At 72.7% G+C, this 17,282-nt stretch carries 19 protein-coding genes; 10 read left to right on the top strand and 9 right to left on the bottom strand.

Annotated elements, in window-relative coordinates:
- Window positions 1-109 precede the first annotated feature (109 nt).
- The gene (locus Q8W71_RS10480) at window positions 110-1,039 is read right to left on the bottom strand and encodes an oxidoreductase (protein WP_305525302.1); all 930 of its coding nucleotides are present in this window, start codon (window positions 1,037-1,039) and stop codon (window positions 110-112) included.
- A 174-nt stretch (window positions 1,040-1,213) separates the two neighbouring features.
- On the opposite strand from Q8W71_RS10480, the gene Q8W71_RS10475 reads away from it, so the two are divergent.
- From Q8W71_RS10475 to Q8W71_RS10465, 3 genes are all read left to right on the top strand, one after another.
- A complete protein-coding gene (locus tag Q8W71_RS10475; protein ID WP_305525301.1) occupies window positions 1,214-1,390 on the top strand; it encodes a hypothetical protein in 177 nt (58 codons plus the stop codon).
- The gene (locus tag Q8W71_RS10470) at window positions 1,387-1,608 is read left to right on the top strand and encodes a hypothetical protein (RefSeq protein WP_305525300.1); all 222 of its coding nucleotides are present in this window, start codon (window positions 1,387-1,389) and stop codon (window positions 1,606-1,608) included. Before Q8W71_RS10475 ends, Q8W71_RS10470 begins: the two co-directional genes overlap by 4 nt.
- Before the next feature lie 100 nt (window positions 1,609-1,708).
- Entirely contained in the window at window positions 1,709-1,960 is a 252-nt protein-coding gene (locus Q8W71_RS10465) for a hypothetical protein (protein WP_305525299.1), read from the top strand.
- A gap of 265 nt (window positions 1,961-2,225) precedes the next feature.
- Here the strand turns inward: Q8W71_RS10465 and Q8W71_RS10460 are convergent, their stop codons facing one another.
- Both Q8W71_RS10460 and Q8W71_RS10455 read right to left on the bottom strand, forming a co-directional pair.
- Window positions 2,226-2,939, bottom strand: coding sequence for an MgtC/SapB family protein (locus Q8W71_RS10460; RefSeq protein ID WP_305525298.1), 714 nt, complete (start codon window positions 2,937-2,939; stop codon window positions 2,226-2,228).
- A gap of 40 nt (window positions 2,940-2,979) precedes the next feature.
- Window positions 2,980-3,516 carry a DNA polymerase ligase N-terminal domain-containing protein gene (locus Q8W71_RS10455; RefSeq protein ID WP_370875381.1) on the bottom strand — a complete coding sequence of 179 codons (537 nt, stop codon included), beginning with the start codon at window positions 3,514-3,516 and terminating at the stop codon, window positions 2,980-2,982.
- A gap of 193 nt (window positions 3,517-3,709) precedes the next feature.
- Here Q8W71_RS10455 and Q8W71_RS10450 point away from each other — a divergent pair, with 193 nt between their 5' ends.
- A complete protein-coding gene (locus Q8W71_RS10450; protein WP_305525297.1) occupies window positions 3,710-4,369 on the top strand; it encodes an SCO family protein in 660 nt (219 codons plus the stop codon).
- 26 nt (window positions 4,370-4,395) lie between these two features.
- Here Q8W71_RS10450 and Q8W71_RS10445 read toward each other — a convergent pair whose 3' ends face one another.
- The 5 genes from Q8W71_RS10445 to Q8W71_RS10425 all read right to left on the bottom strand — a co-directional run bounded on the left by Q8W71_RS10445 (window position 4,396) and on the right by Q8W71_RS10425 (window position 9,515).
- Window positions 4,396-4,890: a copper chaperone PCu(A)C gene (locus Q8W71_RS10445; RefSeq protein WP_305525296.1), complete on the bottom strand. Its 495-nt coding sequence runs from the start codon at window positions 4,888-4,890 to the stop codon at window positions 4,396-4,398.
- A 31-nt stretch (window positions 4,891-4,921) separates the two neighbouring features.
- Window positions 4,922-7,237 carry a TonB-dependent receptor family protein gene (locus Q8W71_RS10440; RefSeq protein WP_305525295.1) on the bottom strand — a complete coding sequence of 772 codons (2,316 nt, stop codon included), beginning with the start codon at window positions 7,235-7,237 and terminating at the stop codon, window positions 4,922-4,924.
- Between the two features lie 65 nt (window positions 7,238-7,302).
- The gene (locus tag Q8W71_RS10435; protein ID WP_305525294.1) at window positions 7,303-7,701 is read right to left on the bottom strand and encodes a DUF2946 family protein; all 399 of its coding nucleotides are present in this window, start codon (window positions 7,699-7,701) and stop codon (window positions 7,303-7,305) included.
- A 25-nt stretch (window positions 7,702-7,726) separates the two neighbouring features.
- Window positions 7,727-9,103, bottom strand: a complete 1,377-nt coding sequence (locus Q8W71_RS10430) for a PepSY-associated TM helix domain-containing protein (RefSeq protein WP_305525293.1) — start codon at window positions 9,101-9,103, stop codon at window positions 7,727-7,729.
- 40 nt (window positions 9,104-9,143) lie between these two features.
- A complete protein-coding gene (locus Q8W71_RS10425; RefSeq protein WP_305525292.1) occupies window positions 9,144-9,515 on the bottom strand; it encodes a hypothetical protein in 372 nt (123 codons plus the stop codon).
- Window positions 9,516-9,672: 157 nt separating this feature from the next.
- Between Q8W71_RS10425 and Q8W71_RS10420 the strand changes: the two genes are divergently transcribed.
- From Q8W71_RS10420 to Q8W71_RS10395, 6 genes are all read left to right on the top strand, one after another.
- Window positions 9,673-10,251 (top strand): NADPH-dependent FMN reductase, encoded by a 579-nt coding sequence (locus Q8W71_RS10420; protein ID WP_305525291.1) that lies wholly within the window; start codon window positions 9,673-9,675, stop codon window positions 10,249-10,251.
- A gap of 379 nt (window positions 10,252-10,630) precedes the next feature.
- On the top strand, window positions 10,631-10,810 hold the full coding sequence (locus tag Q8W71_RS10415) for a hypothetical protein (protein WP_305525290.1): 180 nt from the start codon (window positions 10,631-10,633) through the stop codon (window positions 10,808-10,810).
- Window positions 10,811-10,887: 77 nt separating this feature from the next.
- Window positions 10,888-12,603 (top strand): AMP-binding protein, encoded by a 1,716-nt coding sequence (locus tag Q8W71_RS10410; protein WP_305525289.1) that lies wholly within the window; start codon window positions 10,888-10,890, stop codon window positions 12,601-12,603.
- A gap of 115 nt (window positions 12,604-12,718) precedes the next feature.
- Window positions 12,719-13,882, top strand: coding sequence for an acetyl-CoA C-acyltransferase (locus tag Q8W71_RS10405; RefSeq protein WP_305525346.1), 1,164 nt, complete (start codon window positions 12,719-12,721; stop codon window positions 13,880-13,882).
- Between the two features lie 22 nt (window positions 13,883-13,904).
- Complete coding sequence (locus Q8W71_RS10400) at window positions 13,905-14,666, top strand: SDR family NAD(P)-dependent oxidoreductase (protein ID WP_305525288.1); 762 nt, start codon at window positions 13,905-13,907, stop codon at window positions 14,664-14,666.
- 10 nt (window positions 14,667-14,676) lie between these two features.
- A complete protein-coding gene (locus Q8W71_RS10395) occupies window positions 14,677-15,807 on the top strand; it encodes an acyl-CoA dehydrogenase family protein (protein WP_305525287.1) in 1,131 nt (376 codons plus the stop codon).
- 146 nt (window positions 15,808-15,953) lie between these two features.
- On the opposite strand, the gene Q8W71_RS10390 is transcribed toward Q8W71_RS10395, so the two are convergent.
- Complete coding sequence (locus Q8W71_RS10390) at window positions 15,954-17,171, bottom strand: ABC transporter substrate-binding protein (protein WP_305525286.1); 1,218 nt, start codon at window positions 17,169-17,171, stop codon at window positions 15,954-15,956.
- Window positions 17,172-17,282: the final 111 nt, after the last annotated feature.

The following is a 17,282-nucleotide window of genomic DNA, read 5'->3' as shown; positions in this document are numbered from 1 at the left end:
GGATTCGCCCGATCGAGGAAAACGCTGGGCGTGTTCGCACGGGGAAGCTGTATCAGCTTTGCCACACCCGCAGCGGAACCGCGGCTTCCCGCTCGCGCCGCGCCCGCGGTCACAGCGGGATGCGCACGCCGGTGAGCGCCTCGGACAGCGACCACAGCCGCGCGGCGACGTCGCGGTCCAAGGCGTGCGGGGCGATCCTCGCGCATCGCGGCGGCCCCCAGGCCTCGAACGGGCCGCCCGGCCCGTAATAGGTTCCGCCCTCGGCCCCGGGCGCGCTCGCCGCGTACAGGAGCGGCAGCGCTCCCCGCGCCGCCGACTGGCCGAGCAGCCCGAACAGGGCTCGCCCCGCCAGCCGCGCCGCAGGCCCGGCCCGCTCCCCGCGCCGGATCACGTCGGTCGCGGCGAGCCCGGGATGCACCGGCACCGAGCGGACCGGCGAGCCGGCGGTCCGGAGCCGGCGATCGAGTTCGAGGGAGAACAGCAGCATCGCGAGCTTCGACTGCCGGTAGGCCCGCTGCGGACCGTAGCCGGCGTGCATCTGCGGATCGTCGAAGGCGATCCGGCCCGACCGGTGGGCGAGGCTCGACACCGCCACGATCCGCGAGGCGGCGCTCCGCGCCACGCGGGGCAGCAGCAGCCCGGTCAGCGCGAAGTGCCCGAGGTGGTTGGTGGCGAGTTGCCGCTCGAATCCGTCCGGGCTCTCCTCGCGCCGGGGCACGGAGGCGATGCCGGCGTTGAGCAGCAGCACGTCGATCGGCCGCCCGTCCGCGGTCCAGCCCTCGGCGAAGGCCCGCACCGCGGCGAGGCTCGCCGTGTCGAGGGGGCGTGCCTCCAGCCGGGCCTGCGGGTGGACCGCGCGGATCGCCGCCATCGCCCGCTCCGCCTTCGCCGCGTCGCGGGCGGCGAGGACGACGTGCGCCCCGGCCCCGGCCAGCGCCCGGGCGGCCTCGTAGCCGATGCCGCTGGTGGCGCCGGTGACGAGGGCGACCCGACCGACCTGCGGGGGGATTTCGGCGGCGGTCCATCCGGGTCCACTCATGGCCGGCCTCCGTGTTCGGTGACGAGCGGGGCGGCGGGAGTGGCCGCGCGGCGGGGGTGCGGATCGCCGCAGCGTCCCCTCAGAACCCCGGCGCCGGTGCCGGGTTTCCCGGGCATGGGGCGGGCGGCGCCGCGACAGTGCCGGGACCCGCCCACGGGAGCGTGAGGAGAGCGCATGTCGAACCGACCGCCGCCGGTGCCGCCGGACAACCGCTCGGACAAGGGGCCGGGCAGCGCCCAGGCCGCGCCGAAGGACACCACGAAGGGCACCCCCGACGACCCGTCCAAGACCGGCCAGGCCGGCAACACCGCCGTCAACACCACCAACAAGGGGTATCAGCAGGACCGATGAGCACCTCGTCCAAGACCCCCGCCGCCGACCGCCACCACGGCGGCCCCGGCAGCAGTCACCAGCGCCCCGACCGGCCGGACCCGACCGAGGGCCGCGGCCCGACGCCCGGCTCGTCCACCAGCGGCTCGCACGCCGAAGTCTCCGGCGGCGGCGGCGAGCAGGACCGCCACCACCGCCGCGACGCGGCCGGCAAGGGCCAGGGTCCGCGCTCGCACTGACGCCCGCGCCCGCCCCGGCGCCGCGGGTGCCGGGGCGTCCTCACGGAAGGCGGAGCCCCGGCGCTTCGGGGTGGTCTCAAAGACAAGGGAGCCGGCCATCGTGGCGAGCCTGGACCAGACCCTCCGGATCTTCGCGGACCTCTTGGCCGCCGAACCGCCGGTGCCGGCCGGCCCCGTCGACGAGGCGGTCTGGGCCTATCTCGCCGCCGTGCCGGGCCTCAGCGCGCAGATCGAGGCGCTGGACCGGCTCCGCCGTGCCGCCGCCGACCTCGACGCGGACTCGCCCGTCATGCCGATGCTCCGCGACATCCTCGACCGGCACCGGGCCCGGCTCGACGAGGGCCGCGCCTGATCGCGTCGCGACGCGGACAGCTTTCGGACATCGCCCCGCGGATGTGGCCGCCGGGTTCTTTTTTCTCCATCGGATCCGGGGCTTGGCCGAGATCCGCCCTCCCCTTCCTTGTGAGGAGGTGACGGCAGTGGGGGTGCTTCAGAATGGGCCGGAACGTCCGATTCTGCCTCCCTGCCCCCTCCGCGAGGAGGAAGAGAACCGCATCGCGGTTCAGCGATCTGTCCCGGAGACGATGTCGGATCCCTTCGCCCGGCCGCGCGGGCGATCAGGTCTCGCCCTCTGGGCCGACGTCGAAGCCGCGCACGTCGAGGCCGCCGAGGGCCGCGAGGATGGCCCCGGTCCGGTCCTCGGCCGCCGTCTGCGTCCAGCGCAGGGCGTAACGCACCTCCGCCAGTCCGGCCCCGGAATCCTGGCCGGCGTAGCGGGCCGTGCAGCCGAGCGGCTTAAGTAGCGTGTCCAGGCGCGGCGCCACGCGCGCGGCGACCTCCGCGGACGGTCCCGCGGCGGCGATCCGCACCACCGCCGTGCGACGGCGGGGCAGGCACCGGTCGATCCACGCCATCGCGAAGATCGTCACGACGGCGAAGACGGTGGTCGCGAGCCCCAGCCCGTACTGGCCGCCGCCGAAGCACAGACCGATGGCGGTGACGATCCACAGGGTCGCGGCGGTGGTGACGCCGCTCACCGTGCCGCCGCGCTTGAGGATGGCGCCGCCGCCGATGAAGCCGACGCCGGTCAGCACGCCGAGCGGCAGGCGCATCACGTCCATGGTCGGAAACGCGTCCGCCGTCCGTCCGGCGGTGGGCAGGAGCAGGTTCGCCTGGATCATCGCCACCGCCGCCGCGAGCGCGACGAGGATCGTCGTCCGCAGTCCCGCGGCGTGGCTGTGCGCCTCGCGGTTGAAGCCCACCACGGCTCCGGCGACGAAGGCGAGGAGCAGGCGCAGGAGGATCTCGGCCCCCGTGAGATGCAGCGTCATGTCCAGTCCATCGGGTCGGAACGGCCCGGCCGTCGCCGAATCAATTCCTCGGGAACCGGCCGGTCGATGAGGCCGGTTCGGCCCCGGCGATTTCCTCCATCGTGCGCCCGGTCGCGATGCTGGTGCGGTGCGCGTCCGTCAGCGCGTCCTCCGCCCCGGCCTCTTCGTCGGCGCGCTTGCGCAGCAGCCAGCGCTCGCGCTGCTCGGTCCTCATCCGCGCCAGCGTCCAGCCGCCGCGCATGCGCCGGCCGCGCAGGGTGAAGCGCAGCCGGCCGGCGGCGAGCCCCGCGCGCGGATTCTCCTCCGGCGCCCACGTGCCGATGTCCCACAGCATGACCGTGCCCGCCCCGAAGCCCGCCGCGATCGTGCCCTCGAAATCGGCGTAGCCGAGCGCGTGGTCGCAGGTGCGCACGGCGAGGCGGCTGCGGGCCGGATCGAGGCTCGGGCCGCGGGTGAGTGCCCAGCTCAGCAGCACGCCGTCGAGTTCGAGGCGCAGGTCGTAGTGCAGCCGCCGCGCTGCGTGCTTCTGGACGCGGAAGCGCAGGGTTTCTGTCGCGTCCGTTCCGGTCCCATCCATCGCCGCCGCCCTCGGCATCCCGTGCCCGATGCCGGGCCAACGCGGGCCGCCCCGGTCAAGCTTCGCGCCCTCGGGCCTCGCCGCGCCGCGAGGCCGCAGCCCCCGGACCGGAGCCGTGGAAGCGGAGGGGCGCATCGCGGCGCGGCGCACCCTATCTACGGGGCGGACCAGCACGGCCCCGTCACGGATCCCCATGGCACCCTCCCCGCTCGTCTTCCTCGCCTCCGCCGGCCTCCTCGGCCTCGTGGCGGCCGGCACCGGGGCGATCGTCGCGCAGCAGCACTCGCCGTTCAGTCACCCGCGGCGGGCCGGGGGGCCGTTCACGATGCGCGACCTCGACGGCCGCACCGTCACCGAGGCCGACCTGAAGGGCCGGCCGACGGCGGTGTTCTTCGGCTTCACCCACTGCCCCGAGGTCTGCCCCACCACCCTGGCGACCCTGTCTGGGGCGCTGGCGAAGATGGGGCGCGACGCCGACCGGCTGAACGTGGCGTTCGTGACCCTCGACCCCGAGCGCGACACCCCCGAGGTCCTGCGGGACTACCTCGGCGCCTTCGATCCGCGGATCCGTGCCCTGGTCGGCACTCCGGCCGAGGTCGCGCGGATGGCCGACGCCTACCACGTCCACTACCGGCGGGTGCCGGGTACGGGCGGCGACTACGCGATCGACCACTCCGCCGACGTGTCGCTGTTCGACCGGAACGGCCGCAAGGTCGGCCAGATCGGCTACGGCGAGGACGAGGCGCGGATGCTCGCCAAGCTCATCACCCTCGCCTTCCCCGGCCAGTGCCATCCCGGCGGCGGCGTCAGCCTGTGGGACGGGACGAGCGACGGGACCTGCCGCTCGAGCTGAGCCCCGCCGCCGTTTCACCGCGCGCTCTAATGGGCGTGCTGGTGTCCCGCGCCGGCCGGCGCCTGCGCGCCGATGCCCTCGACCGTGAACTCGACCGGGACCGTGCCGGCCCGCTCGAAGGTCACCGTGCCCTTGGCCGGCTCGCCCTTCTTCAAGGGCGCCTTCAGGTCGAGGAACATCAGGTGGTAGCCGCCGGGCTTGAGGGTCACCGTCTCGCCCGGCTTGATCTCCAGGCCGCCCGTGACCGGCGCCATCTTCATGACGTTCCCCTCCATCGTCATGGAATGGATCTCGCCGCGGCTCGCCCCGTCGAGGGCGGCGGCGGTCAGCCGGTCGGGCTCGCGGCCGGTGTTGGTGATCGTCAGGTAGCCCCCCGCCACCTTGGCGCCGGCGGGCGTCGCCCGCGACCAGGGATGGCCGATCTTCAGGGCGCCGGCGGCGTAGTCGTGGGCGGGGCTGGCGCCGATGGTCGCCGCGAGCATCAGGGCGGCCAGCGCCAGGGTCCGGTTCGGTCGGGTCATGGTCTCTTCTCCTCGGATGTTCGTGACGGGTTCAGAAGGCGAGGCGCATCCCGGCGACGACGTTGCGCGGGGCGCCGGCGAAGATCGATCCGGTGGTGGTCGCGAGCACGCCCGCGCCGTTCTGCAGGCCGGTCGACGCGCTGATCGAGTTCGCGAGGTTCTGGGCCGAGGCCGCGTAGACCGCGTCGAACAGGTTGCGCATCTCGACGTACAGGCTCAGCCGCTTGGCGAAGCCCACCTCCGCCCCGCCGGATAGGAGCGCGTCGTAGTGCAGGTTGAGGTTCACGATGGCGTAGCCCGGCGCCTTCAGCAGGTTGGCGTTGTCGAGGTAGAAATCGCTCTGGTAGACGGTCTCGACGTAGGCGCCGAGACCCTTCCACGGCCCGGTCGGCTGGTCGTAGCCGAAGCGGAACAGGAACTGGGTGAGCGGCACGCCGGGGATCTGGCGGCCGGCCCGGTCGAAGCTCGCGGTGCGCGTGCCGGCGCTGAGCTGCTCAGTATACTTCGTGTAGATCTGGTCGTCGAAGGTGTAGGCCAGCGTCGCCCGCCAGCCCTCCGGCGCCGCCCAGGTGCCCCCGACCTCGACGCCCCGGTGCTCGGAAGCGGGAGCGTTAAAGAAGTAGGTCAGGAGGCCGGCGCCGGGCGACTGGGAGATCAGCTCGTTGCGGAAGAACTCGTAGAACCCGGTGACGCCGAGTTCGAGCCCCGGCAGCGGCACCCAAGTGGCGCCGAGGTCGAAGCCGAGGTTCTGCTGCGTCTGAAGCTGGCTGTTGTTGCCCGGCAGGCCGGCGGGCGTCACGGTCAGGTTCGAGGCGGAGGGGGTGGAGTAGCCCGTCGCCACCCGGCCGAGAAAGCGCCAGTCGGGAGTTGGCGTGTAGACCAGCGACAGTTCCTCGGCGACGTTGAGGAAGCTGCGGTCGAGGTTGGCCCGGGTGAACGTGAGCCCACCCGCCGTGGGATAGCTGAAGGCGAGGTTGCGCCCGGTGATCCGGGTGCTCTCGGCGCTGAGGCCGGCGACCGCCGTCCACTGCTCGGACAGCGCCACCTCGACCCGCGCCCGGCCGCCGAGGTTGTCCTGCGTCGCCCGCAGGTCGCCGATCAAGCCGCCGAGCCGGGCGCCGCCGTAGGGGGCGCGGTTGTAGGTCAGCGCGTTCGAGTCGAGGGTGTTGTAGGCGAGCGCCACGTAACCCGCGGCGGGCAGGCCGAACAGGTCGCCGCGCCGGGTCACGTCGGTCAGGACGTTGAAGCCCGGGAAGTCGCCCCGGGACGAGGTCGTGTAGAACGGCTGGTTGATGGACCGGTCGTCGAACGTGAGCTGCGTGCGCCACGTCGTCAGCGCGTCGAAATCGTGCTCGTAGCGGCCTCCGACGATGGTGCGCCGGTCGCCGCGGAAGAAGGCGCCCTCGTCCGCCGTCACCGGCACGGTGGCGCCGTTGCGGCCGTTGAGCGGCAGGGCGTAGGTCGTGCAGCCGGCCGCTGCGGCCAGCGCCGTGGCGCAGCCGCGCTGGTACGGGTTCTGGCGGAACTGGAGCAGCGAGGAGCGGCCGGCCAAGTTCGCGTGGACCTCGTTGTTGACGATCTTCAGGGTGATCCGGTCGTCCGGCGTCAGCGTGTAGGTGCCGAGGAAGTTGATCGTCTGCGTGTTGAACGAGCTGTGGTCCTGAAAACCGTTGCCGCGGGTGTCGCTGGTGAACAGGCTGTACTCCAGCGGGCCGCTGACGCCGCCGATCGTGGCGTAGTTGTTGAGGTAGCCGAAGCTGCCGGCATCGACGCCGTAGGTGTAGCCGTTCACCTCGGCGCCGCGGCGGGTGTAGAAGGCCAGTGCGCCGCCCGTGGCGTAGTTGCCGAACAGGGCCGATTGCGGACCCCGGAACACGTCGATGCGCCCGTAGGCGCGCGGGTCGGTGATGTCGAAGCGCGAGGCACCGTCTCCTTGCGTGACCGGGAAGCCGTCCTCCAGCACGATCATGTTGCGCGAGACGCCGGTGGCGCGGGCGTTGCTGCCGCGGATCGAGACGACCACGTCGCGCGGGCCGTTGCCCTGGCGGACGGTGACGCCGGGGCTGTTGCGCAGCACGTCGGCGACGCTGACCGCGGGACGGTCGTCGATCACCCCGGCCCGGCCGATGCCGGTCGCGACCTCGCCGACCGGGGCCGCGATCGGCGTCGCCGCGGCGGCCCGCGCGCCGGCCGGGGCGGCCGGGACCGAGGCGGAGGCCGGACCGCCCTCGCCGACCACCGACAGTTCCTCCAGGGTGACGGATGGCTGCGCCCGCGCGGCGGGGGCGCCGAGCGCGCCGGCCGCGAGCAGCGCGGCGAGGGTGCGGTGGGCGTGAGGGGGGATCATGGAACAACCTGTCTGAGCGCTTGGCCGCGGCGGGGCGCGCGCGGCCGGGATCGGTGACGGAGCGGTCAGACGGTGACGGGCGGTGCGCGGGCCTGGGCTTGCGTGCGGGGCGGCCGCGCCGGCCGCGCGGGCGGCGGGATCGGCCACAGGGCGGGGCTCCAGGCGAGCCGACGGGGGGCGGCCTGCGGGGGAAGCGGCAGCGGCGCCGCGGCGGGACAGCGGCAGAACGGGCAGTGGTCGCAGGCCGGCGGCGCCCCCGGCAGGTCGGCCGCAGGGTCGGCCGTCGCGGAGCCGCACAGGGCGGCGTGGATCAGCGCGTCGGCGGCGGCCGTCTCCAGGGCGCGGGCGCGCGCCGTCAGACCCGCGGCGGGAGCCAGCGCCTGGAGCCACAGGGCGAGCAGCACCAGCGCGGCGCCCAGCGCGCGGCCGCCGGATCGCTTGCCCGTCTGTCGGCGGGAGGACACGGGCGCCTCGCCCGTCCGAACCCGCTCAGGCGCCCCGCTCTCCCAAGAGGTGACGCACCCCGATATCGAGGCCGAGCATGGCGAGGATCGCGAGCCCGGTCAGCGGAAACAGGGCGCCGAGGCCGAGGACGATCGCCGTCACCCAAGCGGCGGCGCGGCGGTCGCGCGGCCAGGGCGGCACGCCGAGGCCCCCCGCGGGGCGGCGCTTCCACCACATGGTCGCGGCGGTGACGCTGAGCAGGATCGTGGCGAGGCAGAAGGCCAGCATCGCGAGCTGGTTGGCCCGGCCCCAGTGCTCGCCCTTGTGGATGCCGATCCCGTACTGGATCAGCCGCGCCACCGGCCCGAGATCGGCGAAGCGCACGTCGACGAGCGGTTGGCCGGTGTACCGGTCGAGCGACACCATCCGCTGGGCGCGCACGTCGCGCGGGTAGGCTGCGGCCGCGTAGACCCCCGCGGGCCCGACCGGAAGCGCCAGCTCGTAGCCCCGCGGCATGCCGAGCCCGGCGAGGATCGCCGCCGCCCGGTCGACGCCGATCTCGGGGCTCGCGGCCGGCGCCGAGCGCGGCACCGGCGCGTCCTCCATCGCCCAGCCGGCCGTGTCGAGCACCGCGCCCATCGGCACCGCCGAGACCGGTTTGCCGGCCCACAGGGCGCGGGGCTGGCCGAGCCCGGCGGCGTTGGACAGCGTCCGGACCTGATCGCCCCACCAGATCGACCACGGCAGGCCGGTGAGCGCCAGGAACAGCAGGCCGCCCCCGGCCACCAGCCCGGTGACCGCGTGCACGTCGCGCCACCAGACCCGGCGCCGAGGCGTACCCCGCACGGTGACGATTCCCCCGCCCTGCCCCCTCGGCCACCACAGGTAGGCGCCGGTCGCCACCAGGATGACCGTGAAGCCCGCCACTACCTCGACCAGCCCGTTCGCCACCGGCCCGAAATAGGCGAGGCTGTGCAGGCGGCGCACCACCATGAACAGCTCGCCGTCCCGGTCGAGCCGGTCGAGCACATCGCCGGTATAGGGATCGAGGTAGACCAGCACCCGGCGCCCGCCCTCGGAGACGGCGACCACGGCCGCGGCGGTCGGGCTCGCCGGGTCGGTGTAGGTCAGCGGCACGCCGTCCGGCACGGCCTCGCCGGCGTTGAAGATCAGGCGGTCGGAGCCGAGCGGCGCCGTCGCCCGCGCGGCGACGGTGGTGCGTGCGGACAACAGCGTGCCGTTGATCTCGTCCTTGAACAGGTACAGCGCCCCCGTCGCCGAGAGCAGGACGAGGAACGGCAGGCAGAGCAGGCCGGCATAGAAGTGCCAGCGCCAGGCGGCGCGGTAGAGCGCCTCGCGCGCGGGGCGGGCGGCGGGCGCGGCGGCGACGGCCGCAGAGCTGCCCTGAAGGGTCGTGGACATGGCTGGAGGTCCGCGTCTGAGCGATCGGTGGAGCGGATCGTCAGGCGGCGGGGGGACCTCGGGCGCTGGTGGCGTGGATCGGCGGCCCGGTGGGCGGGAAGGCGCGCTCGGAGCGCCACGCGACGCGCGCGACCCCGAGAGCGGGCCGCGCCGCCGCGGCGCCGGCCGGCGGCGGAGCGAGCTTGGCGACGTGGACGGCGGTGCAGCAGAGCGCGCAGTGCAGGTGCGCCTTGCCGTCGGCCGGCGCATCGGGCGCGCCCGCGTCCACGGCGTGCGCGGCGCACAGGGCCGCCTCCGCCGCCCCGGTGACGGGCGTCGCGAACCCCAGGAAAGCCTGGAGCAGCAGCGCGTAGAGCGCGAGCACGCCGACGAGCGCGCGGCCCCGCGCCGACCCTGTACGGCGGCCGGCCATGCGGATCTCTTACGGGGCGGCCGCGCGGGGCGTCAACGCTGGGCGGGCGCCCGTCCCGGGGCGCGTCGAGGGCGGAGCCGCGTCTCGACCACCGCCCGGGATCTGGAGCGGCGCCGTGGCTTCGGGCATCATCGCTCAACAGCCCGGGAGGCCGTCCATGTCCCTCACCATCCCCGTGATCCTCGGCAGCGTCCGCTCCGACCGGATCGGCATCCGCGCCGCCCGCTTTCTCGTCGCGCGGCTCGAAGCCCGCGGCCACGCGGCGCCGCTGGTCGATCCCGCCGAGCTCGGCCTGCTGCTCCTCGACCGGATGTACAAGGAGTACCCGCCGGGCGGCGCGCCCGAGCCCCTGGAGCGGCTGGCCGCGCTCTACCGCGGCGCCGACGCCTTCCTCGTGGTCTCGGGGGAGTACAACCACGGCGTCCCGCCCGCCCTGTCGAACACCCTCGACCACTTCCTGGAGGAGTATTACTGGCGGCCCTCGGCGATCTGCTGCTACTCGGCCGGCCAGTTCGGCGGCGTGCGCGCGGCGATGGCGCTGCGGGCGATGCTCGCCGAACTCGGCATGCCGAGCATCCCCTCGCTGCTGCCGATCCCGCGCCTCCAGAAGGCGGTGGACCCGGAGGGCGTGCCGCAGGAGGACTGGCTGGAACGGGCCGCCGGCCGCTTCCTCGACGAGCTGGCGTGGTACGCCGAGGCCCTGCGCGAGCGGCGGCGGGGCGGCACGCCGTATTGATGTCCGGGCCCGGGCGCTTGCCGGTGCCGACCTGCACCCAGGGCGGCCGATGACCCGACAGAAGAGGGGTATGGGGCTATCGTCCGGCCGCCCGTGCGGCCACCGCGGAGGCGGTCCAACCCCTCGCCTGGACCGACGGAAAGCCGGGCGATGCTGCCGTCGAGATCGGCCTCACGGCCATCGACGATCGTTCGCTCGACGCGCCGACCGTGCAGTGGATCGGCGCGCGTTTCCAGCGGCGACGCGTCCGGGGCCAGATTCGACAGCCCGTTCGCCGCCTCGAAGGCGCGATCCGGGCTGGACCCGCGCCGAAGGATCCCGGCGTCGGCACGGCATCGCGGAGCACCGCGTGGCTGACAGTCCACCGAAGAGACCGGTCATGGAGGGAACGCCCGACGTCGGGATTGCCGGGTTCGAGCGAACGGGGACGTTCGCGCAAGCGCGCACGGCCCTGTCGACGGCCGAGAGCGAACAGGCCTTCGATGCCTGGGACCGCCACGCGGAGCCGGAGGACGTGCTGGCAAATTCGCTCAGGGGCGGTGGCTATTTCCGTCATTGAACGAGCCTGCGGTCCGTCCCTAAGGTCCACAGATGCAGCCCGAATGGGCGCAATCGAATACTGGGGGAGGAGCTGAGATGAACCATCATCTGCTCTGTGGCGACCTTGCCTCGGACGAGATCGGGCCGGGCGTCCGACCTGCGGCCGAATATCGTCGCGCCGTCTCCGACTTCGATGCGGCGACAGCCTTCGCGGCGATCTTCCCGGAGGGGTCGGGGCGGATCAATGCCTGCCATACCTGCTGCGACCGCCATGCCTCGGATCCCGGACGCATCGCGCTTCGATACAGCAGGCCGGGCGAGGCACTCCGGGAGATCACCTTCGCAACCCTCGCCGAGCAGGCTGCCAAGTTCGCCGACGTTCTGTCCGCGTGCGGCGTGACGAAGGGGGACCGGGTTGCCGGGCTCCTCCCGCGCACGCCGGAACTGCTGATCACGATCCTGGCGACCTGGCGCCTCGGCGCCGTCTATCAGCCGCTGTTCACGGCCTTCGGACCGAAGGCCATCGAGCAGCGCGTCAAGGATGCCGGGACGAAGGTCGTCGTGACGGATCTGCCCAACCGCGCCAAGGCCATCGGCGTCGAGGGCTTCTGCCGGATCGTCACCGTCGGGGCAGGAAGCGAGGGAACGGATCTCGACTTCTGGGCCGAGCTGGAGGCCAAGGCCGGCGACGGCGCGCCGGTCCCCTGTGAGGCGGAAGACCCGTTCCTGATCATGTTCACCTCCGGGACGACCGGTCCGGCCAAGCCGTTGCTCGTCCCGCTCAAGGCCATCGTGGCGTTCGTCGCCTACATGCGGGATGCCGTGGATCTGAGGCCGGAGGACCGCTTCTGGAACGTCGCCGATCCGGGCTGGGCCTACGGCCTGTACTACGCCGTCACGGGTCCGCTCGCGATGGGGCTCACCACGACCTTCCACGACGGCGCGTTCACGGTCGAGGACACCTACCGCACCATCCGGACCCTCGGCATCACGAACCTCGCGGGTTCCCCGACCGCCTTTCGCTTCCTCATCGCCGCCGGGCCCGCGGCTGCGGCGGCGGTGACAGGACAATTGCGCGCGGTGAGCAGCGCCGGGGAGCCGCTCAATCCGGAAGTCATCCGCTGGTTCGCGGACCACCTCGGCACCACCATTCACGACCACTATGGGCAGACGGAACTGGGGATGGTCGTCTGCAACCATCACGCCCTCGCCCACCCGGTCAGGCTCGGCTCCGCAGGCTTCGCCGTTCCGGGCCACCGGGTGGTCGTGGTCAACGCCGACGGTGAGGAACTGGGGCCGGGCGAGCCGGGCATCCTGGCCCTCGACCGGGCACGCTCGCCCCTGATGTGGTTCTCGGGCTACTGGGAACGCCCGACCGCCGGATTCGTCGGAGACTACTACCTGAGCGGCGATACGGTCGAGGCCGGCGCGGACGGCAGCATTGCCTTCGTGGGCCGCTCCGACGACGTCATCACCTCGTCGGGCTACCGGATCGGACCCTTCGAGGTCGAGAGCGCGCTCATCGAGCATCCCGCCGTCGCGGAATCCGCCGTCGTCGGCAAGCCGGATCCCGACCGCACGGAACTCGTGAAGGCCTTCGTCGTCCTCAAGGACGGCTTCGCGCCGGACCAAGCCTTGGCCGAAACCATTCAGACCTACGTGAAGAAGCGTCTCTCGGCCCACTCGTACCCGCGCGAGATCGAATTCGTCGATGCGCTGCCAAAGACGCCGAGCGGCAAGCTGCAACGGTTCATCTTGCGCAACCAGGAGGTCGCCAAGGCCGCCATGACATCCGAGGCGACCCCGGACTGATCCCGGCGGATCCTCCGTGACCAAGTCGCCGTCGCTGAGACGGCCAGTCTCCCTGCCGCCGGCCGAGGATGCCGCGACCGAGCCGGTGCGGGAGACGACGATCAGGAACCAGGACATGCAGATGGACCCCATCGTCGTCGCGAGCGCCGCCCGGACCCCGATGGGGGCGTTCCAGGGGGAGCTGAAGTCCCACTCCGCCACGGAACTCGGCGCCGCCGCGATCCGCGCCGCGGTCGGTCGCGCGGGCCTGGGGGATACGGAGGTCTCCGAGGTCGTGATGGGCTGCGTCCTGCCCGCCGGTCTGGGTCAGGCCCCGGCGCGGCAGGCGGCCCTCGGGGCGGGGCTGTCGGACGCCATCCCCTGCGCGACCCTCAACAAGGTCTGCGGCTCGGGGATGAAGGCGGTCATGCTCGGCTTCGACATGATCGCCGCCGGCTCGGCCGATGTGGTCGTCGCGGGCGGCATGGAATCCATGTCGAACGCGCCGTACCTCCTCGACAAGGCCCGGGCCGGACAGCGCCTCGGCCACGGACGCGTCCTGGATCACATGTTCCTCGACGGCCTGGAGGATGCCTACGACCGCGGCCGCCTCATGGGGGCGTTCGCGGAGGAGACGGCCCGGCACTACCAGTTCACCCGGGACGATCAGGACGCCTACGCCCTCGAGTCGCTCACCCGCGCCAAGCGGGCCGCCGAGACCGGGGCCTTCGATGACGAGATCGTCCCGGTCGAAGCGGGCGTGCGTTCGGACGAGGGGCCGCGCAAGGCCCGGCCGGAGAAGATCCCGACGCTGAAGCCGGCCTTCCGCGCCGACGGCACGGTCACGGCGGCGAACGCCTCGTCGATCTCGGACGGCGCGGCCGCGCTCGTGCTGATGCGCATGTCCGAGGCCGAGCGCCGCGGACACGCGCCGCTGGCCATCGTCCGCGGGCATGCCAGCCACGCCGCGGCCCCGGCGTGGTTCTCGACGGCCCCGATCGGGGCCATCGGCAAGCTCGCCGGGAAGGTCGGCTGGTCCATGGACGCCGTCGATCTGTTCGAGATCAACGAGGCCTTCGCCGTGGTCGCGATGGCGGCGATGCGCGACCTCGATTTGCCGCGCGACAAGGTCAACGTTCACGGGGGCGCCTGCGCCCTCGGCCACCCGATCGGCGCCTCCGGCGCGCGCATCATCGTGACCCTGGCGGCCGCCCTCGCGCGCACCGGCGGACGACGGGGCATCGCCTCGCTCTGCATCGGTGGCGGCGAGGCCACGGCTCTGGCGGTGGAACGCATCTGATCGGGGCAGTCCGGAGGTTTTCGTGAAGGTTCAAGGTATCGCGGCGATCGTGACGGGCGCCGCCTCGGGATTGGGCGCAGCCACGGCCCGGGCGCTCGCCGCGGCGGGTGCCAGGGTCGCCCTGCTCGACCTGCAAGAGGAGGCCGCCGCCGCCGCCGCGCGCGAGATCGACGGGATCGCGCTCGCCTGCGACGTCGCCGATGCCGCGAGCGCGGAGGCGGCTCTGGTCCGCGCCGCGGCGGAGCACGGTGTCGCCCGCATCCTGGTCAACTGCGCCGGCATCTGCCCGGCCGCGAAGGTGGTGGGCCGCAACGGGCCGGCCTCGCTCGACGCCTTCTCAAAGGTCATCCAGGTCAATCTGGTCGGCACGTTCAACATGATGCGGCTCGTCGCAGCCGGGGCGGCGGGCCTCGAACCCCTGGAGGGCGGGGAGCGCGGCGTGATCGTCTCGACCGCCTCCATCGCCGCCTACGAGGGGCAGATCGGGCAGGCGGGCTACGCGGCCTCCAAGGCCGGGGTCGTCGGCCTGACCCTGCCGGTCGCGCGCGAACTGGCGCCGCTCGGCATCCGCGTCTGCGCCGTCGCGCCGGGCATGTTCGAGACGCCGATGGTCCAGGGGCTGCCGGACGAGGTCCAGGCGAGCCTCGGCGCCGCCGTGCCCTTCCCCTCCCGCTTCGGTCGCCCCGAGGAGTATGCCCAGCTCGTCATGGCCATCCTGGCCAACCCGATGCTCAACGGCGAGACCATCCGCCTCGACGGCGCGCTGCGCATGCAGGCTCGATAGGATCCGCCCGATGCTGACCGACGACCAGACGATGATCCGGGACGCGGCGCGGACCTTCGCGGCGGAGAGGCTGAAGCCGTTCTCGGCCGAATGGGACCGGGAAGCGCGCTTTCCGAAGGAGGCCCTCGCCGAGATGGGGGCCCTCGGCTTTCTGGGCATGCTCGTGCCCGAAGCGTACGACGGGGCGGCCGTCGACCACGTCGCCTACGCGCTCGCCATCGAGGAGATCGCGGCCGGCGACGGCGCCGTCTCGACCATCATGAGCGTCCACAACTCGGTGGGCTGCATGCCGCTTCTCACGTTCGGCACCGACGACCAGAAGCAGCGCTTCCTCCGGCGGCTGGCCCGCGGCGAGCATCTGGGGGCCTTCTGCCTGACGGAGCCCGGGGCAGGTTCCGACGCCGCGGCCCTGAGAACCCGCGCCCGGCGCTCGGGGAACGGCTGGGTGGTCTCCGGGACGAAGCAGTTCATCACCTCGGGCAAGAACGCCGACGTGGCCATCGTCTTCGCCGTCACGGACCCGGATGCCGGCCGGAAGGGCATCTCGGCCTTCGTCGTCCCGACCGACACGCCGGGCTACACGGTCGCTTCCATCGAGCACAAGCTCGGGCAGCGTTGCTCGGACACGGCGCAGATCGTGTTCGAGGACATGTTCCTGACCCCGGACCTCATGCTCGGCGAGGAGGGCCAGGGACTGCGCATCGCGCTGTCCAACCTCGAAGGAGGGCGCATCGGCATCGCGGCGCAATCCGTGGGCATGGCGCGCGCCGCGTTCGAGGCGTCCGTCCGCTACGCGGGCGAGCGCGAGACCTTCGGCAAGCCCCTGATCGGCCATCAGGCGGTGGCCTTTCGTCTCGCCGACATGGCGACCCAGATCGAGGCGGCGCGGCAACTCGTGCTGAACGCGGCCCGTCTGCGCGACGCCGGATTGCCGTGCGGCAAGGAGGCCGCGATGGCGAAGCTGTTCGCCTCCGAGATGGCGGAGAAGGTCTGCTCCGACGCCATCCAGGTCCACGGTGGGTACGGCTATCTCGCGGATTACGGCGTCGAGCAGATCTACCGCGATGTGCGCGTCTGCCAGATCTACGAGGGAACCAGCGACGTCCAGCGCATGGTGATCAGCCGGGCCTTGGCGGCGTAGAGTGGGCTGGGCGGCGTAGCGCGGGCTGGAGCGAGGCTGCGGTCCGCGCGCGACGGCGACGCGGGCCGGTCACGGCGTCGGGCTCCCCACCCGCAGAATTCCCCGTGCGCCAGGGCCGAGCGGTCGCTCCGCCCTGGCGTGGAGGGCTATCGTTGCGCCATCGCGCAGCCGCCCTGGTCGATCGGGCGGATGATCTCGGCAGCCGGCAGGCGCCGCACGATCGTCAGCAGGTCCCAGGGGCCCTTCACCTCGGACGGCTTCTTCATCTCGGCCAGGAACAGGTCCTTCATCAGCCGCCCGTCCGCGCGCAGCACCGCGCCCTCCGCGAAGAAGTCGTCCACCGGCGACGCGCGCATCGCCTTCATCACCGCGCCCGCGTCGTCGGTGCCCGCCGCCGCCACGCTGCGCAGGTAGTGCAGGGTGGCGCTGTAGGTGCCCGCCTGGATCTGCGAGGGCATCGCCCCGCCCATCTCGGCCTGGAAGCGCTTGGCGAAGGTCCGGCTCGCCGCGTCCCTGTCCCAGTAGTAGCCGGTCAGGAACTGGAGACCCTGGCCGAGTTGCGGACCGATCGCTTTCGCGGTCTGGATGTAGAAGATCAGCGCCGCCAGCTTCTGCCCGCCCTGCGTGATCCCGAACTCGCCCGCCTGCTTGATCGAGTTCGCGGTATCACCCGCGACGTTCGCGAGCCCGATCACCTTCGCGCCCGAGGCCTGCGCCTGCAGCAGGTAGGACGAGAAGTCGCTCGAGTTGATCGGATGGCGGACGGAGCCCAGGACCTTGCCGCCGAGCTCGCCGACGATGCGCGTCATCTGGGCCTGCATCGAGTGGCCGAACGCGTAGTCGGCCGTCACGAAGAACCACGTGTCGCCCCCCTCCTTGATCAGGGCGCGGGACATGCCGTTGGCCAAGGTGTAGGTGTCGTAGAGCCAGAGGACGCCGTTGGGCGAGCAGGCCGAGCCGTACAGGTCGGCGTGGGCGGAACCGACGTGCATGACGAGCTTGTTCGCGTCCCGCGCCACTTCCTGCACGGCGAGGCTCACGGCCGAGTGCGAGATGTCGACGATGACATCGACCCCGTCACGGGTGAACATCTCGCGCGCGAGGCCCGACCCGATATCGACCTTGGCTTGATGGTTGGCGACCACCAGCTCGACGGGACGGCCGAGGACCGTCTTTCCAAAATCCTCGATCGCCAGCTTCGCCGCGACGATCGAGCCCTTGCCGGCGATGTCGGAGTAGATCGAACTCTGGTCGGTCAGGACGCCGACCTTGAGCTTGTCGCCCGACAGTTGCGCCCATGCCGGCGCGGTCTGGCAGAAGCCGGCCGCCATCATCATGGCCCCGAGCCATGCTCCCTTCCGCATCGTGTCCTCCCGTGTTGGCGTCATTCGGGAGACGACCGCCCAGCCCTCGGCACACGGAGCATGGGGGAGTTTTGAGACGGTTGTCGCCCGAACCCCTGCCCGACCCCTCAT

This window comes from Methylobacterium amylolyticum (assembly GCF_030700245.1).
Taxonomy (GTDB): domain Bacteria; phylum Pseudomonadota; class Alphaproteobacteria; order Rhizobiales; family Beijerinckiaceae; genus Methylobacterium.
This window is presented reverse-complemented; position numbering and strand designations above follow the sequence as displayed.